Here is a 22,543-nt window from a genome sequence, read left to right as displayed (position 1 = left end):
GTCTTGGAGCAAAACCTGGTTCTGCGCGACGATATGTTCCGGCCCCTCCCCAAGGAAGGCCTGGAAGCCGAAGATTTGGGAAGACCAACGATCAGTTACTGGCAGGATGTCTGGATGCGATTGCGCCAGAACAAACTCGCCATGGCCGGCCTGGTCACCATCACTCTGCTGCTGCTGATGGCCCTGATAGGACCCTACCTGAGCGGCCACACTTATTACGAACAGGACCTCAAACTGGTCAATAAACCGCCCAACGGGGAGTACTGGTTCGGGACCGATTTCCTCGGACGGGATCTCTTTACCCGCGTCTGGTACGGCGCCCGTATTTCCTTGATGATCGGCTTTTTCACCGCCATCGTATCCTTCATCATCGGGGTAACCTATGGCGGGATTTCAGGATATATCGGTGGAAAAGTCGACGATATCATGATGCGGATCGTCGAGGTGCTGCTCAGCGTGCCCTTCCTCCTCTGGGTCATCCTGTTGATGGTATGGATGGGACCGGGCCTCAAATCGATCTTTATCGCCTTAAGTGTTACAACCTGGCTCACAATGGCCCGCATCGTCCGCGGACAGGTCCTGGCCCTTAAGGAGCAGGAATACGTCCTGGCCGCCCGCGTCATGGGGGCCAAGCCCTGGCGCATCCTGACCCGGCACCTTGTGCCCAACACGATGGGCCCGATCATTGTAACAATGACCCTGATGATCCCCGAGAACATCTTCACCGAGGCCTGGCTCAGCTTTCTTGGGCTGGGTGTCTCGGCCCCGATGGCCAGCTGGGGCGTCCTCGCCAGCGAGGGACTGCAGGGCTTGCGCAACTACCCGTGGCAGCTCTTCTTCCCCGCTCTCTTCATCAGCATCACAATGCTGGCCTTCAACTTCCTGGGCGACGGCCTACGCGACGCCCTCGACCCGCGGCTGCGAAAGTAAGGTAGGAGGTGCAACAAATGTGACCAAGCTGCTGCAAGTAGAAAACCTTCAGGTTGATTTCACCACCTATGCCGGAGTCGTTAAAGCAGTACGGGGTGTGAGCTTCGGCGTCGAGCAGGGAGAAGTCGTGGCGATCGTTGGCGAAAGCGGCTGCGGCAAGAGCGTAACCGCCCAGTCTTTGGTCAAGCTCATCCCCTCCCCGCCCGGTAAGGTTGTCGGCGGCTCCGTTCTTTTCAACGGGGAGGATTTGGCCCAAAAGTCCAACAAGGACTTGGAAAAATACCGGGGCAGAGAGATCGGCATTATTTTTCAGGATCCCATGACCTCTCTAAACCCGACTATGACGGTCGGCAACCAGATTGTGGAGATGCTGGCCAAGCACGGGGGAATGACGCGGGCCCAGATGGTGGAAAGGGCCCAGGAGATGCTCCGTACCGTCGGTATTCCCAACCCCCGGCGCCGCTTTAAACAATACCCGCACCAGTTCAGCGGCGGCATGCGGCAAAGAGCGATGATCGCCATGGCCCTGGCCTGCAGTCCCAAGCTGCTTATCGCGGACGAGCCCACCACCGCGCTGGACGTGACCATCCAGGCCCAGATCCTGGAACTCATCCAGGATCTCAAGGAACAGTTTAAGATGGCCGTGATTCTGATCACCCACGACCTTGGCGTGGTAGCAGGTTTCTCCAACCGCGTCATTGTAATGTATGCGGGAAAGATTGTGGAAACGGGCTTAACGCGCGACATTTACCGCAACCCGCAGCATCCCTACACCAAGGGCCTGCTGGCGGCCGTTCCCCGGCTCGATTCCCGGGGCAAGCGCCTGGCTCCGATCCCCGGACGTCCCCCGAACCTGCTTGACCCGCCTGAAGGCTGCGCCTTCTGGCCCCGGTGCGACTACGCTATGAAGGTTTGCGCCATGTATGAACCCGAAACCTGGGTTGTGGGTTCCAGGCATACCGTTAGCTGCTGGCTGCACCATCCCGCGGCAGCGAAGGCCGCAAGGGAGGTGGGTTAATGGAACGATTAATCGAGATCAACAACCTCAAAAAGCACTTCCGCGTAGGACGCAATCAGACACTTAAGGCCGTAGACGGCATCAGCCTTACAATATATAAAGGCGAAACTCTCGGACTGGTTGGGGAGAGCGGGTGCGGCAAGTCCACAGTCGGCCGCCTCATTGTCCGTCTCTACAACCCCACCGAAGGGCAGATCTTGTACCGGGAGCAAGACATCTTCCACGCCGGCAAGGAACAGTCCCGCCGGCTATACCGGCGGTTGCAGATGATCTTTCAGGACCCCTACGCCTCACTGAACCCGCGCCTAACCGTCGGCGAGATCATCGGTGAGGCCCTGGACATCCACCGGTTGGCGAAGGGTTCCGAGCGCCGCGACAAGATCAACAAACTGATCAAGATGGTCGGGCTGGACCCGTCCCACGCCAGCCGCTTCCCCCACGAATTCAGCGGCGGGCAGCGCCAGCGTGTAGGCATTGCCCGGGCTCTGGCCGTCGATCCGGAGTTCGTCGTCTGCGACGAGCCGATCAGCGCCCTGGACGTAAGCATCCAGGCTCAGATCGTCAACCTGCTCCAGGAACTGCAGGAGCGGCTCGGACTCACCTACCTTTTCATCGCGCACGATCTGGCCATGGTTAAGCACATTTCCACCCGAATCGCCGTGATGTACCTGGGGTGCATCGTCGAACTGGCCGACAGCGAAGAACTGTACCGGAACCCTGTCCACCCCTACACGCGCGCCCTTCTCTCGGCCATCCCGATCGCCGATCCGGAGGTCGAAAGGAACCGCCAGCGCATCATTCTAAGCGGCGATGTGCCCAGTCCCATCAACACCCCGCCGGGCTGCATTTTCGCGGGCCGCTGCCCGCAGGCCCGGGACCGCTGCCGTGAGGAAAGACCGGAATTACGTGATGTGGGCAGCGGGCACCAGGTGGCTTGCCTGCTAGTTTAGGTATCTGGTATCAGTTATAGGTGTCAGATATCGGACGTTGGATGGACGTTGGAGACTCGAAAGGGATTCGGCAAGACCGAATCCCTTTCTTTATTACTCCCAATGCTCAACGCTCACCGCCCACTGCCTAATGTTAGAGCTAGTATTTAACGGCGACAAGGTAGAGACTCATATCTATCCCGGCGGATATACCTGCCGAAGTCAGTACCCTATCTGTGTCCACCCAACGTGTTTCGGCTTGAACACTGATGTCAGGGAACATAGCTCGGAAGTCGGCTATATCTTCCCAGTGGGTAGTCGCGCTTTTACCGTGAAGTAGTCCAGCTTTGCCTAAAAGAGAAGCCCCTGTACAAACTGAAGCTGTAATCGTCGACATATGTGCCGTTCGTGCAATCCAATCCACGATTGTTTCACGCTGCAATTCAGACGTAACTACGCCGCCGGGGATGATGAGTATATCTATATGAGGGTGATTTGTAACGCCATAATGCGGTTGAATCATCAAGCCTCCGCGTGCCCTAACGGTACGGATGGGATCGGCGATAGTAAACACTTCAAACGGTTTGGGAATGCCGGATTGCAGGCGGTGTTTCACACGCGAGGCTGTTGAGAACACTTCAAAGGGTCCGGCGAAATCGAGCACTTCAACGTCATCAAAAAGGTAGATGCCGACAGTGCGAGTCAAGACACTCCTTGCTTCAGCGGCCGCGTGCTACAAACGGCCCATCTTCAGCGGTTTGTCCCATTTCTACTTCTCCATTAGAGCCTGTTCTAAGTCTTCAATAAGGTCGCCGGCGTCCTCGATTCCCACCGAGAGTCTCAACAAGGAGTCGGTAATCCCGATGCGTTTCCTCTCGGCTGCCGACATCTTGGCATGCGAGGTAACCGCCGGAGCACAGATGGTCGTCTCGACGCCCCCCAAGCTCACCGCAGGTGTGATAAGGCGAAGCCGCGTCACAAATTTCGAAGCGTCTAACTGCCTTTCGTCCAATTCAAAGGACAGCATTCCGCCATAAGCCTTCATCTGCGACTTGGCGATTTCGTGACCGGGGAAGTCGGGTAAACCAGGGTAGTACACCCGGCGCACGCGTTCACGTCCCTTGAGGAATTGTGCAATTTGAAGAGCGTTCTCCGACTGACGCCCGACTCTCAAGGCCAGTGTCTTAAGGCTTCGCTCGAGCAAATAACAGGTGATCGCGTTGAGACTTCCACCCAAGTGCCGCGCCAACGCGCGAACGCGCCCCGCTTTATCCCGTGAAGTTACAGCCACACCGCAGCAGATGTCGCTATGTCCCCCCAGGTACTTGGTGCCGCTGTGTACGACGATGTCTATTCCGAGTTCGAGAGGATTCTGATTCACCGGAGAGGCGAAAGTGTTATCGATTATCGTCGTGATTCCTCGCTCCCTGGCGAACGCCGCCACTTGTCGAATGTCGATAACGCTCAGCAGGGGATTCGTCGGAGATTCGATCACGATCACCTTGGTGTGCCCGGTAGCCGCTCTGCATACGGACTCGGCATCGGTGGCTGCAAAAGAGTATCCGATCCCAAGCCTCTGAAATTCATCCGTCGCAAACGCATGCGTTCCGCCGTACAGCTCGTCCATCATGACAACGTGATCACCGGAACCCGCGAACGCAAGAATCGCGGTGCTCATAGCCGCCATGCCGGAGCTGAAAAGAACCCCGTCTTCGGCCCCCTCCAGGGCACAGATCTTCCTGACGACCGCATCCTGGTTAGGAGTATTAAAGTAACGCGGATAGGGGCATTCCTCTCGATCCAAGTATTCGTAGGCAGAAGAGGTGAAAATCGGCGTATTTATCCCCCGTGTCACACTGTCCCGGTAGCTGCCGCTGTGTACACATTGGGTGTCTTTCTTCATATGATGGGTCCTCTCCCATATTGTATTGCTGTCGAACTGCCGCATCACCGGCGGTGGCCAAGGGCCTGCAGGAACGCCGCCAACCGGCGTTCCGCCGTCCAGGCATGCAGAGTTATGTACAGTTTTTGATCTTTGTGTAGAAATAACGGGGGAGTTATCTCGCCTGGTAAAGCACATGACCCTTTCATCCGCGACAAGACCTTTATGCTGTTTCTCCTGTTTCTCTCCTTGACCACGTCTTACTGTTTACGTCTTACGTCCGCCCTGTTCTGCAAACGCCAGACCTTCTTTCTTACCGCCTGCCGTAGTTCGTCCTTGCGGTTGGGCAGTTGCTTTTTCTGGACGCGCACAACGAGGTCTTCGAGAATTTGCTTGACCTGCGGGCCCCGCCCCACGACCGTGGCCACCTCTCCGCCGGAGATATCGAGGTCCTCGGGATAAAAAGGCACGCTCTCGAGAATGTCTTTGACCATTTTTTCCAGGCGGTCGGTCTGATCGAGAACCGGTTCAGGGTCGGCCTTGGCGCCGAGGGTATCCGCCCTGCGGAGCACGAGCAACTGTTCCACCGCCTCCGCCAGAAGCTCGCGGTTTCTAAAATGCGGAGCAAACTTCTTAAGCCACCGGATGACATTCTCCTCTTCGAGACCGGGAAAACCCATGTGATGGGTCACCAGCCACGCCGCCCTTGTCGCGACTAACGGGGAGACGCGCAGACGCAAGAGGATCTGCTCGGCCATCCGGCCGCCGGCTTTGGCATGTCCGTAGTCGGTTGGCTGGTTATCCTTGTTCACCCCGCGCACACCGTCTGTGCCCTTGGCGACATCATGCAGCAAAGCCGCCCAGCGTAGTACGGAAACGGGTGGAGTATTAGCCACGACCTCGAGGGTATGTCCCCAGACGTCACAGCAGTGATATCGCGGGTTCTGCGGCACACCGGCCAGGGCGGCGACTTCGGGCAGGACGTCGGCGTTTATTTCCACCCCTTCGCCGCGGCTGCGGCAGGTCGTTCTCAAAAGCCCCGTCTCCAGTAAAGCCTGCAGGCCGTCCCGCACGTGGGGGGCCAGGAGAATCTTTTCCAGTTCGTCCCTCACCCGTTCCACCGAAAGGCCGCCGACGCGCCACAGGACCTTGGGAATGGCCGCCTTCGTCCGCTCTTCGAGTCGAAAGCCGTACTCGGCGACAAAGCGGCAGCCGCGGAACATGCGCAAAGCATCTTCAGCAAAGCGCTCTTCAGGGTCGCCGACGGCTTCGATGATCCCCCGCCGGATGGCCTCCCTGCCCCCGAAGGGGTCGATCAGCCGGCCTTTCAGGTTCATGGCCATGGCATTGATCGTGAAGTCCCTGCGAGCCAGGTCGTCCTCAAGCGCCCAGACAAACTCTACCTGTTCCGGGCGGTGGGAATCGGCGCCGTACAACTCGGTACGGAAGGTGGCGATTTCAATTTCTTCCCCGTCGACCAGCCATGAAACAACGCCGAAGGCCACCCCTTTACGGTAAGCCTTGATGTTGTTGGCTGCCGCCAGCTCGAGAACGGCCTTGGGGCAGGCGTCGGTGCAGACGTCAAACTCCTTGGGCTCGCGCCCGATGAGCATGTCCCTGACCGCCCCCCCGACCACGTAGGCCTCGTAACCGGCGTTGTTCAAGGTTTCCAGCACCCTGCGCGTGCCGGGCGAAAACAGCGCTTTCAATTCCTTCTCCACGTTCACTCAAATCTGCTCCAAACATTTAAAAGCCCTGGCGTCTGCTCGGGCTCGCGTCTGGTCGCTACTGTTTGTTACATCTCGTAGATATTATATATCCGTCCTAACCTACTAACAACAAGGCTGTGAGATATAAGAGGTCTGCGGTCAGAGCCAATGAACGGAAAAAGGAATTCACCCCTGGTGAATTCCTTCGATTTCTAACCTCTGACTTCCAGGCTCTGACCTCTTTTTTACCACTTACAGTCGACCCAACGAGAGATAACGGGGATCTCCTTCCGGGCTCCGATACGGAGGCGTCTCTCGATGAGAACACGGCAGAGCAGATAAGCCAAGCCATAGGGGATAAGAAGATACCGGATCAGCAAAACCGAGTCGTGGTTTTGGGTCAAGTACCAATGGGCGACGATGCCTCCCAGGATGAGGTTGCACCAGCCGAAAGACTCTTTGGCTACCGACAGGTGCTGCTCGTTAACGCGGAAGGCGAAAACAGACCACGTCAGGAGCGGAAAAGCCAGATAGGCGTAGGAAACAAGCCGGGCAACATACGGCGAAGCCCCGTGCCATTCCGGCCCCGGCCCAAGAGACACCTGGATAAAAGCGAGCAAAGGAAAGGCCAGCAAGGTAAAGACGGTTTCAAACGCGCCGTTAATGCCGATGAAGACCCCGCTTAGGGTAATAAGGCCCAAAAGCAGGGTCATCAGGGCCACAACATCGACAGGCAAAACGAAAATGCCAAGGAAAACGGCCAGCAGCTCAAAAACAAGAATGATGCCTACTACCGTCGGGATGCGGAGCAAGCCCACAAAAATCCCTTCCTCGCCGTTTTGGGAAATGTCGATATACATATCCAGATTCTTGATAAATCGGTTTATTTCCTTCCTAGCATGCCTTGTTCGACCAAAGATCCCATATAAGTCTTAATTTTGCGGAAATACGACTTTTTTTGACAAAAAGGATGCGTCAGTCTTCACCCTTGATGACGGCGAGCGGGACCAGCCTGGCCACCTTTCGGGTCAGGCCGATCTCCGCCAGTGTCTCCACCACCTCGTGCACGTCCTTGTAGGCCGCCGGCGACTCGTCCAGGAGCCGGCGCTGATCCCTCGCACTCAAGACGACTCCTCCCAGGCTCTCCTGCAGCTGCCCGACGGAGAAATTTTTCCTGGCGGCGGTGCGGGACATCACCCGACCGGCGCCGTGGTTTACGGAATAGAAGGTTTCCCGGGCCCGCTCTGTCGCCACGATGACGTAAGAAGCAGTGCCCATGCTCCCCGGAACCAGAACGGGGTTCCCCGTGGCCGCAAACCTTGAGGGTAAGAACGGATGGCCGGGCGGCAGGGCGCGGACGGCCCCCTTGCGATGGATAAGCAGGCTGCGGCCGTCGAGAGTTTCAAATTTGGCGATGTTGTGACAGACATCGTAGACGATATCCAGGCCCAGAGAATCAGGGTCGCCGCCGAACATGTCGCCGAAGGCCAGCCTGATATCGTGGGTGATCACTTGGCGGTTGGCGAAGGCGAAATTGACGGCGCAAGCCATGGCGGCGTAATAGTCCCGCCCTTCCTTGGAGTCGATGGGGACACAGGCCAGGCCGTTCGACGGAAGTTCGATGCTGTACCTCGCGGCCGCCCTGGTCATTAGCTTGGTGTAGTCGGTGCAAATCTGGTGTCCCAGTCCCCTGCTACCGGTATGGATAAGGACCGACAGGCACCCCTTGGCCAGGCCGAAGGCCCCGGCCGTCTCCTCGTCATAGACCTCGTCCACGCGCCCGATCTCGATGAAGTGATTCCCGCCCCCGATGGTCGAAAGCTGGTCGCTCCTGTTTCTGGCCTCGCGGCTCAGCTTATCCGGATCAGCCCCGCCGATGCGGCCGTTTTCCTCGATCGTCCCCAGGTCCGCCTTACGCCCGTAACCTCTCTCGACAACGGCGGGGGCGCCTCCCTGTAAGACTTCCTCGACGCGCTCACGCAGGTCGGGATGCCTCGTTTTACGGCCGACCCCGCTTGGCACGCGCTCCTCGATGTGCCGGATGAGCCGCAGTAAATCCTTAGGCCGCAGGTCGTCGGCCGGGACGCGGGTCATCAGCAGCCGTACGCCGCAGTTGATGTCCATGCCCACCGCGCCGGCGGAAATGATGCCCTCCCTAGCGTCGCAGGCCATTACGCCGCCGATGGGCAACCCGAACCCCGCGTGAATGTCGGGCATCCCGATAACCGGTCCCACGACTCCCGGAAGCGAGGCCGCGTCGGCGAGTTGCTTCAAGGCTTCATCTTCTTTGAACTGCTCGAAAAGCGTCCTGTTGAGATAGACGACGCCCTCGACACGCATTTTCCCCTCTCTGGGGATACGGTACTTGTTCGGACTTATCAGGCGCATCCTTAGACCTCTCTCAAGACGGTATTTTTAACCCCGGTCCGAACACCGAAGAACAGCCGGGCCTGATCAGCTTCGGCAGGAAAAGCGCCAGGGACAACAGTCCCAGCACGGCTCCCATAGCGAAGGCCGCAGGGGCGCCCCAGGCGCGTGCCACAGCTCCGCTGAAAAGGTTGCCAAAGGGGGTGGCCCCGATGAAAACCATGGAATACACGCTCATAACCCGCCCGCGCAGGTTATCGGGAACAGCGATCTGCACCGCCGAGTTGACGGTCGCGGCAAAGACGATCATCGACCAGCCGCTCAGCCCCAGGATGACCATGGCCGCCGGGTAGTTGCTGACCGGCGCCAGGGCGAGCTGGGTCAGGCAAAGGCCGAAAACACCTGCCACAATCAGGCCGGGCCGGGGTCCGGCATCGCTTACCCAGGCCAGGAAGAGGGCTCCCGCCAGGGCGCCGACACCGTGGGCAGCCATCAGAAATCCAAAGCCAACCGCGTTGAGGTGTAGGACAGCCCGAGCAAAAACCGGAACCAGAACGTTAAAATTAAGCGCGAAGACGCTGACGCCGGCAAGCACCAGAATGGGATAGAGTATCGAAGGAGTAACCCTGATATAGTTCAAGCCCTCGCCGATATCGTGCCAAACCCGTTCACGGCGGGACGCATAGCTCTGCTCTTTAACCCTGATGGCAAAAAGCCCTGCTAGCACGGCTACGAAACTGGCCGCGTTAATGAAAAAGCAAAGCTCCAGGCCGAAACGGGCGATCACGAGCCCGCCCAGGGCCGGACCAATGACCCTGGCCCCGTGAAAGACCGAGGCGTTCAGGGCAATGCCGTTCATCAGGTCGGCCTTCCCTGTCAATTCAATTATAAAGGACTGCCGAGCCGGAATGTCCAGTGCCGTCGCCGTGCCGGCGACAAATGCCAGTACAAGGACGTGCCAGTACCTGACGGCGTCCAGGGCCACCAGCAGCCCCAGGACCAGCGCGGTAAGCATCAGGCAGGTCTGGGTAGCGATAATCAGCTTTCGTTTTGGCAAGCGATCGGCAATAACCCCGCCGATTAGAGAAAATAGGAAAATGGGCACATACTGGACGGCCCCCAGCAACCCGAGCAGGAAAGCAGAGTTAGTCAGTTCCAGCACCAGCCAGGCCTGGGCGATACTCTGCATCCACGTGCCGGTCACAGAGACGGCCTGGCCCATCCAGAATATGCGGTAATTGCGGTGCCGCAGCGCGGCCAGCGGACGCGCCTTCCGTCTTGAATGACCCGGCAGCGCGGTTTCGATTTTTTCCATGCCTTTTTCAATGCCCAATCCTGGAAACCCTCCATAGCTTTATACCCCGGCGCGTAATCCTGACGCTGAATGCACCAACACCGTAAAGCCTGGCCATAGCAACACACTCAGTATCCGGCACTCGGCATCCAGTCAACGGGGGTCGACACCCAGAGCGGCGGCCATCTGAACAATATAGATGCTCCTAGCCTGAATATTTAAGCCGAAAGCTAAATGCTCAACGCCCGACACTCAATACTCGGGGCCCAAAAGCTTACCAATGAGCATGCTAACATATGCCCATCCCTCTGTCGAACATTGCAGCCGGCCGGCTGATAAATCTCCTTCGCGCGTGGAACAATTGTGTGACGGGGCCTCTTCCCCAGATGGCGGTGAGATAGGAGCCCGGGTTTGAAGGCCCCGATCATTCCGGTTGGAGGACGGTATGTCGACCCTGCAGAAGCTTCTGACAACGGTATTGGTAATCCTTGTGATTACGGCCCTACACAACGCCTTTTCGCTTCCCCGGTCCGATTCCGGCGACAACAAGCCGGCATCACCCGGGGATAAAAGAGACAATTACTTCCTCTCGGACAAAACACCGCTTCTGGCGGACAGCGACGGGGAACGGCGGGACGCCGGGCGTGTTCCCGGCCCCGCGAAATCGGATACTGTCTCTGAACCGGACTCCACCCCGGTCCGACCCGCGCCGCGAATCGAACCGCAAGGAGAGCCTGCAGCCCCGGTACCGGACGAAAACGGCCTGTCACCCATCGCCGAAAAGTACCGTGCCCGTTTTGCGGCCCTGGACGCGGCATACCGAGAGCGCTTCTTCACCCTGGGCAAACAGGCCTACGATGAGTACGTCACCGTAGCCGGGACAGGGGGTCAAGTGTCAAGGGCCAGGGTTATTACAAGGTACCTCGTGCTGGCCAAGGAAATCGAAAGAGACTACGACTGCGACTTCCGAACAGTAGCCGATGAAATGGCCCGGGAGCTGGCCCTAGCCGGCCTGCCGCAAGACCTTGTCAGTCGGGCGGAAGAGGCCCACCTGGCCAGGAAGCAGGAACTCAGGAGGCTGTTATACGAAAAAGGCAAGGAAATAATCAGCAAGGACGACCTATTGAAGCAAAACCTGCAAAGCCTTTGAAGGCTGCGCAAAGATCAGTGGCTGCCTGCGGGGTTAAGTTGCTTCTTGTAGCCTGGGAACTGGAGCATAGCCAGTTTGAGGTACTCGGACAGGACGATAGATTGACCGTCCGGTGTGCGCCACCAGCTTTCGGGATCGAACCAGCCCGGAGACGGCGAGTAGGTCAGCTTGATGCCCGAGCCCCCGTATACCCGGTCGAAAACGTACTTTACCCGGCGCATGTGGTAAGGGGAAGAAACGATTACCGCCGAATGAAGGCCTCTTTCCTCAAGCAAAGGCCTGGTAAACAACGCGTTCTCGACGGTGTTGTCGGCTCTGTCCTCGGTGATGATCATCGACGGCGGCACGCCGAGCCGGACGGCGTGATCCCGCATCATCTCGGCGGCCGTCAACGAGGCATAGACCTTTCCCCCGGATACAAGGAGCAGCGGCGCCACGCGCTTATCGTAAAGCTCGACGGCATGTTCCAGCCGCTCGCCCTTGTCGCCCGAAAGGACAATAATCACGTCAGCCTCGGTAGGAGTGGTATCGACGACCAGGTACTCTCCCACGTAAGGCAGCATCGCGAGTACAAGCACGGCAATGGCCGCCAGCACGCCCGCCGCCACCAGAGCCTTCCTCAGCCAGAACCTGACCCGGTCCGCAAGAACCTGCCAGCGCGTCTTGATAACACCTTTGAACTTGATCTTTCCCCGTCGTGCCAGTTCAAACGCCTCCGGTGCAGCAGCCGGGCCTGCTCGTCAAGCGTCCCCGGCCCGGCAAAATAACATGCCTGCGTATTTGTGAACGTTCCTTAAACGGCCGCCTATAGAACTCGGCCTACAAGGATATGATAAGTGACAAAGGTCGGGAAGTGCCACCAAAATCTAAGATATTTAATGAGGTGATTTAGATGCGCTCAACCGGTGCAAAGCTCTTAATCCTTTTGACCGCGATCGGCCTGCTGCTCGGAGCGGCATCCTGTGTTGACCGGACCAGGGCAGCCCGAAAACCGGCTGTTCCCCAGAGTATCAGCCAGGGGCAAGGCCGGGAACCCCGCCTCAAAGTCTTTATTAAGGAGACCGGTGAAATCAAGGAGATGGGGCTGGAAGAATACGTTACCAACGTCGTGGCGGGTGAAATGAAGAACTTCTTTCCCGAGAACGCCCTTGCCGCCCAGGCGATCCTGGCGCGGACCTTTGTGCTCCAGTTTGTGACTACAAAGAAGCGGTCGAGCCTTAATCCCGATGCCCACATCTCCACCGACTTCGAGGAGGCCCAGGCCTGGAACCCGCAGAACGTCAACGCGAGGGTCAGGAGGGCCGTGAAGCGTACCCGCGGCGAAGTGGCCACTTTCAACGGCAACTACATCAACGCCTGGTTCTTCTCCCACGCCGGCGGCATCACCGCCACGGCCAAGGAAGGGCTCAACTTCAAGGAGGCGGAACCCCCGTACATCAAGGTGGTCAAGTCGCCGGACGCTCCCGAGGCGCCCGACGAATTCGCCAACTGGAGGGCCGAGTTTACCAAGCAGGAGGTTGCCGCCGCCCTGGCCAAACTGGGTCAACAACCCGGCTCCATCGACTCCATCAAGGTCCTGGACCGGGGTCCTTCGGGGCGGGCGACCAGGATGCAGATCGGTAACGCGGTCGTAATGGCGCCCGATTTCCGCGTCGCCCTGGACAGCGTGAAGATGAAGTCCACGCTCCTGACCAGCGCCCGGGTTGAAGGGGACAGGGTTATCCTTGCCGGCAAAGGCTTCGGCCACGGCGTGGGCATGAGCCAGTGGGGCGCCTTCACTTTGGCCAAACGGAACAGATCGCCCGAGGACATCATCAGGTACTACTTTAGAGACGTAGATGTCGTTAAGCTGTATTAAGGGCACTAGGAGACCGTTGAAAAACGCGCCTGGCATTTGGGAAGTGTGAGGTGAGAGGTCAGTGTACAAATGTGAGGGTCTGACCCTCACATTTGTACTGTCTTCAGGTACCTTCTAAGCACTCTAAGCATTTGGTATAGATTTGGTATAGTATAGATTTGGTATAGTATTATAGATTCTTATTTCTTAACCCGATGCGTTGACTTTTGCAGCACTCTCCCAGGCATTAAGTATAAAGCGCGTGAAGGACTACCCCAAGACTCCCCGGGCTACCCGCAAAGCGTAGGCAATGTCGTCACGGTTGACATCTTTGTGGGTCACGAAGCGGACGAGCTGCGGGCCGAAGGCCACGCAGCGGACGCCCCTTTCGCCCAGGATCGCAATCACCTCGGCCGAGGTGGGCCCGACAGTTTCCGCTACGATAATATTGGTCTGTACAGCAGAAAGGTCGATCTTCAAAGACTTAAGAGCGGCAAGCCCCTCCGCCAGCACCCGCGCGTTGTGGTGGTCCCCGGCCAGCTCGGGAATGCGCTTGAGCGCCACAAGGCCCGCCGCCGCCAGCACGCCCGCCTGGCGCATGCCCCCGCCGAGGGCCTTGCGGTACTTGCGGGCCCGTTCAATGAAGGCCTTCGTTCCCGCCAGGAGCGATCCCACCGGCGCGGCCAGGCCTTTGGACAGGCAAAACATCACCGAGTCGCAGTACCTGGTGAAGGCAGCCGCCGGAATCCCGGAAGCCACGGCGGCGTTAAAAATCCGCGCGCCGTCCAGGTGCACAGCCAGGCCCCGTTCTTTGGCCAGCGCATACAACGCCGCCATCCCTTCGGCGGGGACGACGGTTCCCCCGCCCCGGTTAAAGGTGTTTTCGAGACAGAGCAGGCGAGTGCGCGGGAAATGGATATCCGGCGGCCGCAGGGCGGCCTTAAGCCTGTCGACTCCTTCGGGCGACAGCAGCCTGTGGACGGGGCGTATCTGCACGCCGGCAAGCATGGCCGGCGAACCTACCTCGTAATAGTAGACGTGGGCGTCGGCATCGGCGACAACCTCATCGCCCCGCTCGGTGTGGGCGAGCACGGCCGCCTGGTTCCCCATGGTACCGCTGGGCACGAAGAGCGCAGCCTCCTTACCCACCAGGGAGGCTGCTTCCTCTTCCAGCCGGATGACTGTCGGGTCTTCCCCGAAAACGTCGTCGCCCACTTCCGCCCGGGCCATCGCCCGGCGCATCTCCTCGGTGGGCCTGGTAACCGTGTCGCTGCGCAAATCGACGATCCTGATAATAAACAACCTCCCCCATTGAGCGTTGGGTATTAAGCATTTGACATAGAAGGTCCAATGCTTAATGCACAGTGCTCAAATTAAGCGGTAGCGGGCGACCGCCGGCGGCGGGAGGAACTCCCAAACCCCTTTCGCTCCTTCAGACAGAGCGCCCAGTTCGATGTGGAGCATGGCGATGCCGCAGTCCAGCCTCTTGTCGATGTGGCCGGTGTTCTTCTCGCTGCCCACGCTTACCGTAATGGAATGCTCATCAACCGTAAAGCGCCAGGGCTGGCGGTTCACCGCGGAGGGCGCCAGGCGCGCCGCTTCCAGGGCCGCCCTCACCCATGGCGGCCACCGGTCCGGGTCGAGCCCGGTGACGAGGCTCGCGAGCGGTAAACGGTGATGGCTCCGGACAAGCCCTTTAAGCACTTTCTCTTCCAGCGCCGTCGCACGCAATGCATATCCAACCGGGGTTACAGCCAATACCTTTTCTGTCTTGTCCAGGCTGACGGCCCTGGCAGCAACCTCGGGATGAAAGTACCCCCCGATCCAGCAGGTGCCCAGGCCCTGCAAGGTCGCCTCCAGAATAATCCCTTCGCCTGTATAGCCCACGCGCTCGTGGACAAAGGGGCTGTCCATTCTCCCGATAAAGGCAATGTAGGACGGCGCTCCCTTCACTTTGCCGTAACTCCCTAAAGCTCCCTTAAAGACGTCGTCAGCGGGGGATTCGACAAAGACCGCGCGTGCTTCGGGAAACGGCCTGAACTCCACGCAAAGCCGCTGCAGCAGGCCAGCCATGTCGGAAGCGAGCTTCCGGGCGTCGTAGCGCCGCCGCGAGTGGCGGATCGGGATGGCCTTGTGCCAGCGGATTGAAGGAGATTCGGACACGGTATCACTCCTTGGCCGGAAAACCGGGACTCCCTAATGCTTTTGCCTTCACCGGCGCCGATTCCTTCACCGAAGCAAAGAAAAAGCAGCAGCCCCGCAACGGGTTCCGCTGCTTTTCCATAATACCAAAATACCAAAATCCATGCTTCCCGGCTAACGGCCCAATTCAAGCTCCACAACGTCGAGCTTGCTCCCGTCTTTCGCGCTCGGCTGGAACAGCACGAGCCTGGTCGCTCCCTGCGGGACCTGGTTTATATCCAGCGTAAAGTAGCCCCAGTTGGGACCTCCCGCAACGGTCATCACAGAACCCTGGGCCAGAGCTTGGCCGGCCTCGTCTTGCAGTTCGTAGCCCACCACGGCCTCAAAGACCCTGGCGATGCCGGCGACTTCCACCGCGCCAGGAACGCTGGTAACAGAGGTAACGATGATATTGCTGTTTGCGGAGCGCCGGACGCTGTTTAGGGTACCCTTCAGGCCGACAACCTGGGGGAATTCCTCGCCGGCAGCGTTGATAAAGCTTACTTCTTGGAAAACCCCGTCAACCACATCTATTGCATAAGGGTACGTAATCACCTGGGCTACTGCATCACCGGGCTTTGGTTCCGTTAAGGAACTCCTTACGGTCAGACGGTTACCCTGCCGGTCGATGCCCATAATCTCCGCTTTATACCCTGCCGTAGGCTTCTCGCCGTAGCTGACAATCACGTAGGTTTTCCCGTTAACGATGATAGGCACGGCTACCTGCATCGGCTTTACAGTCTCAAGAGCAACCGTAACTTCCTCCGGGTAAGTCTCGTGCTCGCTGCCGGGCGGGGGCGCGGTGTCGGACGGCGGATGAGGTGCGGAACCGGGCCCGGGGGGAACCGTGCAGCCAAAGATGGATACGGACAGGAACAACACCAGGGACAGCAGCAGCAAGGTCTTCCGCATCACGTTCTTTCCTCCTGTATAGTCGGTTTAGTTTTCTAATCCCTACATTTTAAGAATTGTGACAGGAATTCTTTCAACCCAGTGTCTGCGACTTGATATTTCTTAGTTTCTGCAATTTGCCTGAAATATTGCAGAAATTGGTACTGCTGTCACGTAGGAAAAATCGATCCTGTTTACCGAATTAATCTATAACATGTCAATTCGGGAGGTGAAGTGAGTAGCTGCCACTTTTAAGAGTAAACAGCAAAACTTCTGACAATGGGGAGGTAAGAATGAATCTACACAAAGTTTACATTACGCTGATTATTCTGGCCCTCAGCACTCTAATGGCCGGCAGTTGTGCCTTTGCCGCCAACTACACCGTCAAACCCGGGGATTCCCTCTACCTGATCGCCAAGCGTTACGGCCTGTCACCCGAGACGATACGCAAGGCCAACAACCTGCCCGGCACCAGAATCTACCCTGGCCAGGTCCTCTACATCCCTACCGACACGTGGTATACCGTTAAGCGCGGAGATTCTCTCTTCAAGATCGGGCAGCGCTTTGGCGTGTCTTACCAGGAGATCGCCAGGGCTAACGGGCTCAACATGTCTAAACCCATTTATCCCGGCCAGGTCTTGAGGATCCCGCAGTCGGGTCAAACCTCACGCGGTGGAACACGCCCGTACGTGATCCCCTGCTCACCGGCTGAATTCGATCTCTTGGCCCGGCTGATTACAGCCGAAGCCGGGGGCGAACCCTACAACGCCCAGGTCGGGGTGGGCGCCGTAATCGTGAACAGGGTGCTCAGCACGAAGTTTCCCAATAGTATCAGTGGCGTAATCTACGAGGTGAACGACGGCCATTACCAGTTTACCCCGGTTCTCAACGGCTGGATTAATCGTCCGGCCACATCTAGAGCTTTCGCCGCCGCGACGGATGCCCTCAGGGGGGTTGACCCGAGCTGGAACGCTCTCTACTTTTATGCTCCCCCTATCAAAAACAAGTTCCTTTTGGCCAGGCCGGTAACCACCAAGATAGGCGGCCTTGTGTTCACTAGATAGCTAGGTATCATTGAACAGGGCGCCCCTATCGCGGGCGCCCCTTTGCTCTGCAAGCAATAGTTTTTGTTAGACATCCAGAAAAGATAACCGTAAAAACATCACCAAAGAATCGAAGACCGCCCACACCCCATTTTCTACGAGGACGAATGAAGCCTGCAAACGTCGATCCAGTTCCGGCAAAGCTTCTGACCCAGTTCATAATACGTGTCCTCGTTCAGCTTCGTTTCCTCGGCGATTCTGTCCGCCAGTTCGGGGCCGCCCTCTTCCAGCAGTTCGTCAGCATAACTAAAAAGCCACTGCCTTATCATCTCTCCGGTTACTTCCAGGTGGAACTGCAGGGCGAGCACGTTTTTTCCGAAACTGAAAGCCTGGTTTACGCATTCCGTTCCGGTAGCCAGGAGCCCGGCCTTTGAAGGCACTTCAAAGGTATCCCCGTGCCACTGAAAGACCACGAATTCGGGTGGAAAACCTGCAAAAAACGGCGAGGATACGCCCTGCTCTGTTAACCGGACCGTGCTCCATCCTATCTCCTTGACGGGATTGCGTGTCACCCTGGCGCCGAGGGCCTTGGCAATAAGCTGCGCGCCCAGGCAAATCCCCAGCACGGGCAGGCCGGAGTGCAAGGCTTCCTTGATCAGGGTATCCACCGTGATCAAATAAGGGTATTCTTTTTCCTCGTAAACGTTCATCGGCCCGCCAAGGAGAATCAGGGCGTCGTAACCGTCCAGGCTTGCGGGAAGCTCGTGTCCGGCGTCCATTTCCCGGATATCCATGGACCAGCCCGCTTTGCCTATCGCGCCGCCTATCAGGCCGGGTCCTTCTATATCAACGTTCTGCACCACCAAAAACCGCAAACCAATCTCCTCCCTAGTCTAACCAAAAACATAAAGCGCCCCCTGAAGGGACGCCTTTGCCCGGAATTCTAAAGGTACCTCGTTGTACCTCACTCTTTTCTTATCATTTGCAGGTGCTACTGTCAACGCTTGAGCCTGTCTTTCTGCCGACCAGCGTGCTCCAACCCCTTCTGGAAGTCCTTTCAAACAGCAAGAATCCGGCAGACAGCATGGCTTCGGTTACCTCTTTCTCTTTGGTTTCCATAATTCCGCTGGCGATGAGCAACCCGCCGGGAACGAGCTTCTCAATGGCAGAAGGAAACAGTTCATACAGGATTTCGGCCAGGATATTGGCCGTCATCAAGTCACACCGGCCTTGGACTCCGTCCAAAAGGCTTCCTTCAACAACACGGACGATATCAGACAGATTGTTTTGGGCGATGCTCAAACTGGCCCCTTCCACCGCCACGGGATCAATATCCACCGCCAAAACATCGCCCGCTCCCAGCAGGGCCGCCGCGATCGCCAGGATACCCGAACCCGTTCCCACGTCATATACCGTTGAACCGGGCACAAGGTACTCTTCCAGGTACTCAAGACAGGCCTCGGTGGTTGGATGCGTGCCGCAGCCAAAAGCCAAGGTCGGGGCAAACTCAATGACCAGTTCCCCTTGCCCCGGCGCATATTCTTCCCAGAAAGGTTTCAACACAAATCTCTTGCCGATGCGTAATATCTTGTGCGTCTGGCGGTAGCACTCAGTCCAGTCCCTGGTGGCGATCTCGGTTACGGTCAGAGGCGCCTTGATACCCGTCACCGCAGTGATTTCCTGCTGCAAAGCACTGATAACCCGGCCCGAATGCGCCCTGGCCAGGAAATAGCCCTTAACGGCAATCCCCTCGGGACACGCGGCAAGCTCCTGCTCCTCGATCACGCCGTTCCCGGTGATTTCGCGCACGACGTCGCTCACCGGGTCTACATGCTCGGACGGTACGCATACAGCGACCTCGATCCAGTATTCCATTCATTAACCCCCCAGAAATCGTCAACAACCTCTCGTTAGTTTGAGTTCCATTCAAAGCAGAACAATCCTTCGTTCAACAAATACGTATGGGGCAGAAAACCTGCAAGGGAAACCGGCGTTATGGGGAAGCTAAGACCTGGAGGTGATTGCGTTGCGCGAATTCACAGTAAAGGGACCCGGCAGATCCTGTGATGAAATCGTGGCCTCAAGCCTCGACGAAGCGCTGGCGAAAGCCAGGAGCAGGCACCCGGGCAAAGAAGTCGCTGCCGATGCTACCGAAGTGATTTACGTTTGCGATTCCCGCGAGGATCTCGAGGCCTGCCGGGCAAGACTTCAATAATCATCCCCGGAGCGGAACCCGACCCTGTCCTTGGGCCGGGGTCTTTATCTGGAACGTGCGCTTAAGTTAGGGGCGCAAGACGGCGATCTTATGCGCGACCTCAAACACCTGTACCGGCATATGGGGGGCCGCAAGCTGAAGATCTTCGTCAACGGCCGTCACCCGAATTTCGACGTGCAGCCGACAGTGCAGAACGGCCGCACACTGGTCCCGATCCGCGCCCTGGCCCAAACCCTCGGCAGCAATGTGGTGTATAACAACGGCCAGCTTGCCTTTAAACGCCATAACAAAACGGTCAACCTGTTTGTCAACAGGCCTGTCGCCGTCGTTAACGGGGACAACGTGACCCTGGACCAATCGGTGACGGTAGTGAACGGCCGCACCCTGGTGCCCCTGCGCTTCGTAACCGAGAATCTCGACTGCAATGTTGATTACGCGTTCGAAAGCGGTATCATCACCGTCAGCGACACATCCGGCTAAGAGGCAGCCGCAGCGTAAGGCATGCCTTCCGTTGACAGGGGTTGAAACAAACTAGATCAACGAAGGACCTGGAACCAGGTCCTTCGTTGCATGTTATAATTTAAGCTGCCATAATAATTTAAGCTGCCATAACGAGGACGGGAGGATGGCTATGCATATAAGAGGGATAAAAAGTAATAACCAGCACTTGTATGGTAAATCAGAATGAGGATGTTTGGCCTGTTTACCGTCTTGGGTCAAAACCTCAAGATAGATTGCCAGCAGCGCCAGGGGCGACTGCCTAGGAAGACTGTCTGACAGAAGACGAGCGCAGGTCTTTAGAGGAGATAACGGCCTTCCTTAAACCACTGCGCTGGCCTGCTCTCTAGAGTTACACGCGGCCGACCGGGCTGCACCCGGTCTCTTGCTATGTTTCCGAGGACCGGCGCCAGGCCGCCGATGACTTAAGAACCTTGGAATCGATTTCCTCCCCGGCCTCCGACGACGGACGGCGGACTGACAACCGATTTACGATATGTCCCGCCAATGGAACAAAGAGTACAATCGCCAGCGGCACCAGGATATCCAAAGGCAGGGCAAAGCCTTGTACCCACTGGTGCAGTTTCGGGTCCTCGACGATCATCTTCCCTGCCGTCCAGGCTAGTACGCCGGCCCCCAGGTAGACGACCAGCGGCGTCTTCTCCATCAGCTTCAGGATCAGCTTGCTGCCCCAGATAATAATCGGAACACTGATCACCAAACCGATAATGATCAGCGGGATGTGCCCGTCGGCTGCGCCAGCCACGGCGAGGACGTTGTCCAATCCCATGGCAACGTCAGCTACGATAATGATTTTGACCGCCTGCAACAGGGTGGTACCGCTGGCAACCTTCTCGAAAGTCACTTCTTCGTTCTTCAGAAGCTTAACGGCGATCCAGACTAAGATGAGCCCGCCGACCAGCTTGAGAAAGGGTATCGTCAGCAGGTACACGGCAAAAGCGGCTGCTATCCCCCGGACCAGAATAGCCCCGGCCGCCCCGAAGATAATCGCCCTGTTGCGCTGCGGACCAGGAAGTTTCCGGCTGGCCATGGCGATAACGATGGCGTTGTCGCCGCCCAACACGATATCGATGATGATGATGGAAGCAAGGGCCCAAAGCAATTCGAGGTCAATCACGTAACCACACCTTTCAGTATCCAGCCAAACAAAAAGACCTCTACCGCAACGGTAAAGGTCTTGCTAACAACATCTGAACGTTGCCAACAAAGCCGGGGGCATCGGGCCCCGTCCTGACGGCTGTTGTTGTAAAAGCTACTCCCCTTAATTTGACTCTGTATTTAATATTTATTATAAGACTTGTCCTTGGACAATACAAGCTATTTTAAACCCCAATCTCTCACCTTACACTTCCCAATGGGCAGGCGCAGTTTTTCAACGGGCTCCTGGACGTCTGCGGTAACTACCGCAGGTTCGGCGCTCCTCAAGGCGCAAAAAACCAATAGAGCGCAAGAGCCGCCGCAATGACCAGGATGAGCCCCCAATTTTTTCTTAAGAACGGCATTTTTCCTCCCCCCTCCCGGCGGTCGCCGTCATTCCTTGCGCTTTCTCCGCATTGTAACCGTTTCCCCGCCGATATCCCAGTTGTCCGTTTCCACTTCATCAATTACAACAACTGTCGTCTTGGGATTTTTGCCGAGTACCTCCGCCAGCAGTTTGGTAACCCCTTGAATCAACTGTGCCTTCTGCTCGGCGGTAGCCCCCCTCTCTGGTTATTTTGATATTAACATAAGGCATCAGTCATCACCTCCGCCGGAAATTAAGCCTCTACCGTGCTGTGCCTGTATTGATCCCTTAAAGCACCCATGCCCAGGTACTGTTCTACGGCCGCCACTCTCTTGGGGAGGTTCGGGTGTGTGGACAGCATTTCCGCCAGCCACACCCAGAAACCCCGGTTAGTCCGTGCCTGGTCGACAAAGCTGGCCGTGTTGACTTTCCTGTAAAGGTTTCGCCCCGCCGCAAGCAGGATCAGACCCCCTACCGCGCCTTCCGGGGCAAAATGGGCGGCGTTTCGGTCAGCGGTGTATTCGCAGGCCCGCCGGTAGGCATGGCCGAGGAATGGCACCAGCAAGCCCGGGTACAGCAAGACGTTCCAGATCAGGTGCCGGCACCGTACGTGCCCGAGCTCGTGCGCCAGAATGAACTTGAGTTCCGCTTCCCCGCCGTGAAGGATCAGTTCAAACAGCTCGCTGTAGAGAATGATGAAATGTTTCCCCACAAACCTGGTGGCAAGAGCATTAAGCAGGCCGCCCGACTCCATCAGGTAGATTTCCGGCATGGTCTTGAACCCCATTTCAGCGGCAAGCTCCCTGGCCGTCCTGTAGACCTCGGGGAACTGATCCTCCCCGAGGCGTACGCAGTTGCCCCGCACGTAGCCGACGAAGACGCCCTGGATAACGAACAGGGCTAGAAATCCGAGAAGAAGATAAGCAAGCCCTACCAGCGAAACAATCAACAGGACGTAAAAAACGATGCTGACCAGGATGAGCAGTATCAGGTAAAGCGTTTCCTTGTCGTCGGTCAACTTGGGCGGCACTCCGCATCCCCCTTCTTACACAACACTTCGTTGATTAACTGTTC

The 22,543-nt window shown here is 57.5% G+C and carries 22 protein-coding genes and 1 pseudogene; 8 read left to right on the top strand and 15 right to left on the bottom strand.

Features of this window, described 5'->3' with window-relative positions; genetic code table 11:
* The first annotated feature begins 3 nt into the window (after positions 1-3).
* Genes ACUM6F_RS03670 through ACUM6F_RS03660 form a run of 3 tightly spaced genes read left to right on the top strand, consistent with a single transcriptional unit; the run spans position 4 to position 2,898 of the window.
* Entirely contained in the window at positions 4-930 is a 927-nt protein-coding gene (locus tag ACUM6F_RS03670) for an ABC transporter permease (RefSeq protein WP_445348406.1), read from the top strand.
* 19 nt (positions 931-949) lie between these two features.
* Complete coding sequence (locus ACUM6F_RS03665) at positions 950-1,948, top strand: ABC transporter ATP-binding protein (protein ID WP_425620044.1); 999 nt, start codon at positions 950-952, stop codon at positions 1,946-1,948.
* Positions 1,948-2,898 carry an ABC transporter ATP-binding protein gene (locus ACUM6F_RS03660; RefSeq protein ID WP_445348405.1) on the top strand — a complete coding sequence of 317 codons (951 nt, stop codon included), beginning with the start codon at positions 1,948-1,950 and terminating at the stop codon, positions 2,896-2,898. The genes ACUM6F_RS03665 and ACUM6F_RS03660 overlap by 1 nt, the downstream gene beginning before the upstream one ends.
* Before the next feature lie 139 nt (positions 2,899-3,037).
* Here the strand turns inward: ACUM6F_RS03660 and ACUM6F_RS03655 are convergent, their stop codons facing one another.
* From ACUM6F_RS03655 to ACUM6F_RS03630, 6 genes are all read right to left on the bottom strand, one after another.
* Positions 3,038-3,583, bottom strand: coding sequence for a DJ-1/PfpI family protein (locus ACUM6F_RS03655; RefSeq protein ID WP_445348404.1), 546 nt, complete (start codon positions 3,581-3,583; stop codon positions 3,038-3,040).
* Between the two features lie 63 nt (positions 3,584-3,646).
* Positions 3,647-4,780, bottom strand: coding sequence for a trans-sulfuration enzyme family protein (locus ACUM6F_RS03650; protein WP_445348403.1), 1,134 nt, complete (start codon positions 4,778-4,780; stop codon positions 3,647-3,649).
* A gap of 239 nt (positions 4,781-5,019) precedes the next feature.
* A complete protein-coding gene (locus tag ACUM6F_RS03645) occupies positions 5,020-6,486 on the bottom strand; it encodes a CCA tRNA nucleotidyltransferase (RefSeq protein WP_445348402.1) in 1,467 nt (488 codons plus the stop codon).
* Positions 6,487-6,713: 227 nt separating this feature from the next.
* Complete coding sequence (locus ACUM6F_RS03640; RefSeq protein ID WP_425620048.1) at positions 6,714-7,328, bottom strand: hypothetical protein; 615 nt, start codon at positions 7,326-7,328, stop codon at positions 6,714-6,716.
* A 115-nt stretch (positions 7,329-7,443) separates the two neighbouring features.
* Positions 7,444-8,856, bottom strand: coding sequence for an RtcB family protein (locus ACUM6F_RS03635; protein ID WP_445348401.1), 1,413 nt, complete (start codon positions 8,854-8,856; stop codon positions 7,444-7,446).
* 13 nt (positions 8,857-8,869) lie between these two features.
* Positions 8,870-10,168 carry an MFS transporter gene (locus ACUM6F_RS03630; RefSeq protein WP_445348400.1) on the bottom strand — a complete coding sequence of 433 codons (1,299 nt, stop codon included), beginning with the start codon at positions 10,166-10,168 and terminating at the stop codon, positions 8,870-8,872.
* Between the two features lie 406 nt (positions 10,169-10,574).
* Between ACUM6F_RS03630 and ACUM6F_RS03625 the strand changes: the two genes are divergently transcribed.
* Entirely contained in the window at positions 10,575-11,279 is a 705-nt protein-coding gene (locus ACUM6F_RS03625; protein WP_445348399.1) for a hypothetical protein, read from the top strand.
* A gap of 14 nt (positions 11,280-11,293) precedes the next feature.
* On the opposite strand, the gene ACUM6F_RS03620 is transcribed toward ACUM6F_RS03625, so the two are convergent.
* The gene (locus ACUM6F_RS03620; RefSeq protein WP_425620052.1) at positions 11,294-11,887 is read right to left on the bottom strand and encodes a YdcF family protein; all 594 of its coding nucleotides are present in this window, start codon (positions 11,885-11,887) and stop codon (positions 11,294-11,296) included.
* A gap of 284 nt (positions 11,888-12,171) precedes the next feature.
* Between ACUM6F_RS03620 and ACUM6F_RS03615 the strand changes: the two genes are divergently transcribed.
* On the top strand, positions 12,172-13,137 hold the full coding sequence (locus ACUM6F_RS03615) for a SpoIID/LytB domain-containing protein (RefSeq protein WP_445348398.1): 966 nt from the start codon (positions 12,172-12,174) through the stop codon (positions 13,135-13,137).
* Positions 13,138-13,386: 249 nt separating this feature from the next.
* On the opposite strand, the gene ltaE is transcribed toward ACUM6F_RS03615, so the two are convergent.
* The 3 genes from ltaE to ACUM6F_RS03600 form a co-directional block, all read right to left on the bottom strand.
* Positions 13,387-14,409 carry a low-specificity L-threonine aldolase gene (ltaE, locus tag ACUM6F_RS03610; protein ID WP_426377377.1) on the bottom strand — a complete coding sequence of 341 codons (1,023 nt, stop codon included), beginning with the start codon at positions 14,407-14,409 and terminating at the stop codon, positions 13,387-13,389.
* Between the two features lie 75 nt (positions 14,410-14,484).
* Positions 14,485-15,279 carry a nitroreductase family protein gene (locus tag ACUM6F_RS03605; RefSeq protein WP_445348397.1) on the bottom strand — a complete coding sequence of 265 codons (795 nt, stop codon included), beginning with the start codon at positions 15,277-15,279 and terminating at the stop codon, positions 14,485-14,487.
* Between the two features lie 153 nt (positions 15,280-15,432).
* Positions 15,433-16,209: a protease complex subunit PrcB family protein gene (locus ACUM6F_RS03600; protein ID WP_445348435.1), complete on the bottom strand. Its 777-nt coding sequence runs from the start codon at positions 16,207-16,209 to the stop codon at positions 15,433-15,435.
* Between the two features lie 272 nt (positions 16,210-16,481).
* Between ACUM6F_RS03600 and ACUM6F_RS03595 the strand changes: the two genes are divergently transcribed.
* Positions 16,482-17,252 carry a LysM peptidoglycan-binding domain-containing protein gene (locus ACUM6F_RS03595; protein WP_425620055.1) on the top strand — a complete coding sequence of 257 codons (771 nt, stop codon included), beginning with the start codon at positions 16,482-16,484 and terminating at the stop codon, positions 17,250-17,252.
* A gap of 134 nt (positions 17,253-17,386) precedes the next feature.
* Here the strand turns inward: ACUM6F_RS03595 and ACUM6F_RS03590 are convergent, their stop codons facing one another.
* The gene (locus tag ACUM6F_RS03590; protein WP_425620056.1) at positions 17,387-18,106 is read right to left on the bottom strand and encodes a type 1 glutamine amidotransferase; all 720 of its coding nucleotides are present in this window, start codon (positions 18,104-18,106) and stop codon (positions 17,387-17,389) included.
* Between the two features lie 103 nt (positions 18,107-18,209).
* Entirely contained in the window at positions 18,210-19,106 is an 897-nt protein-coding gene (gene prmA / locus ACUM6F_RS03585; protein WP_425620057.1) for a 50S ribosomal protein L11 methyltransferase, read from the bottom strand.
* A gap of 151 nt (positions 19,107-19,257) precedes the next feature.
* On the opposite strand from prmA, the gene ACUM6F_RS03580 reads away from it, so the two are divergent.
* Both ACUM6F_RS03580 and ACUM6F_RS03575 read left to right on the top strand, forming a co-directional pair.
* Positions 19,258-19,446 carry a hypothetical protein gene (locus ACUM6F_RS03580; protein WP_445348396.1) on the top strand — a complete coding sequence of 63 codons (189 nt, stop codon included), beginning with the start codon at positions 19,258-19,260 and terminating at the stop codon, positions 19,444-19,446.
* A 90-nt stretch (positions 19,447-19,536) separates the two neighbouring features.
* Positions 19,537-19,926 (top strand): copper amine oxidase N-terminal domain-containing protein, encoded by a 390-nt coding sequence (locus ACUM6F_RS03575; RefSeq protein WP_445348395.1) that lies wholly within the window; start codon positions 19,537-19,539, stop codon positions 19,924-19,926.
* A 406-nt stretch (positions 19,927-20,332) separates the two neighbouring features.
* Here the strand turns inward: ACUM6F_RS03575 and ACUM6F_RS03570 are convergent, their stop codons facing one another.
* The 3 genes and pseudogenes from ACUM6F_RS03570 to ACUM6F_RS03560 all read right to left on the bottom strand — a co-directional run bounded on the left by ACUM6F_RS03570 (position 20,333) and on the right by ACUM6F_RS03560 (position 22,499).
* Positions 20,333-21,082, bottom strand: a complete 750-nt coding sequence (locus ACUM6F_RS03570; RefSeq protein ID WP_445348394.1) for a TerC family protein — start codon at positions 21,080-21,082, stop codon at positions 20,333-20,335.
* Positions 21,083-21,495: 413 nt separating this feature from the next.
* Positions 21,496-21,660 (bottom strand): annotated as a pseudogene (locus ACUM6F_RS03565) (tautomerase family protein); the annotation flags it as partial.
* Positions 21,661-21,722: 62 nt separating this feature from the next.
* Positions 21,723-22,499 (bottom strand): M48 family metallopeptidase, encoded by a 777-nt coding sequence (locus tag ACUM6F_RS03560; RefSeq protein ID WP_445348393.1) that lies wholly within the window; start codon positions 22,497-22,499, stop codon positions 21,723-21,725.
* Between the last annotated feature and the right edge of the window lie 44 nt (positions 22,500-22,543).

It is taken from the genome of Desulforudis sp. DRI-14 (genome assembly GCF_052618305.1).
The sequence above is the reverse complement of the archived record's forward strand: the minus strand, read 5'-3'. Positions and strand labels throughout refer to the sequence as shown.

Bases quoted from the DNA above. Each gene is read 5' to 3' on its own strand.
- ACUM6F_RS03650 (WP_445348403.1), bottom strand. From the start codon at position 4,780: ATGAAGAAAGACACCCAATGTGTACACAGCGGCAGCTACCGGGACAGT.
- ACUM6F_RS03625 (WP_445348399.1), top strand. From the start codon at position 10,575: ATGTCGACCCTGCAGAAGCTTCTGACAACGGTATTGGTAATCCTTGTG.
- ACUM6F_RS03615 (WP_445348398.1), top strand. From the start codon at position 12,172: ATGCGCTCAACCGGTGCAAAGCTCTTAATCCTTTTGACCGCGATCGGC.
- ACUM6F_RS03600 (WP_445348435.1), bottom strand. From the start codon at position 16,209: ATGCGGAAGACCTTGCTGCTGCTGTCCCTGGTGTTGTTCCTGTCCGTA.
- ACUM6F_RS03660 (WP_445348405.1), top strand. From the start codon at position 1,948: ATGGAACGATTAATCGAGATCAACAACCTCAAAAAGCACTTCCGCGTA.
- prmA (WP_425620057.1), bottom strand. From the start codon at position 19,106: ATGGAATACTGGATCGAGGTCGCTGTATGCGTACCGTCCGAGCATGTA.
- ACUM6F_RS03635 (WP_445348401.1), bottom strand. From the start codon at position 8,856: ATGCGCCTGATAAGTCCGAACAAGTACCGTATCCCCAGAGAGGGGAAA.
- ACUM6F_RS03640 (WP_425620048.1), bottom strand. From the start codon at position 7,328: ATGTATATCGACATTTCCCAAAACGGCGAGGAAGGGATTTTTGTGGGC.
- ACUM6F_RS03595 (WP_425620055.1), top strand. From the start codon at position 16,482: ATGAATCTACACAAAGTTTACATTACGCTGATTATTCTGGCCCTCAGC.
- ACUM6F_RS03575 (WP_445348395.1), top strand. From the start codon at position 19,537: ATGCGCGACCTCAAACACCTGTACCGGCATATGGGGGGCCGCAAGCTG.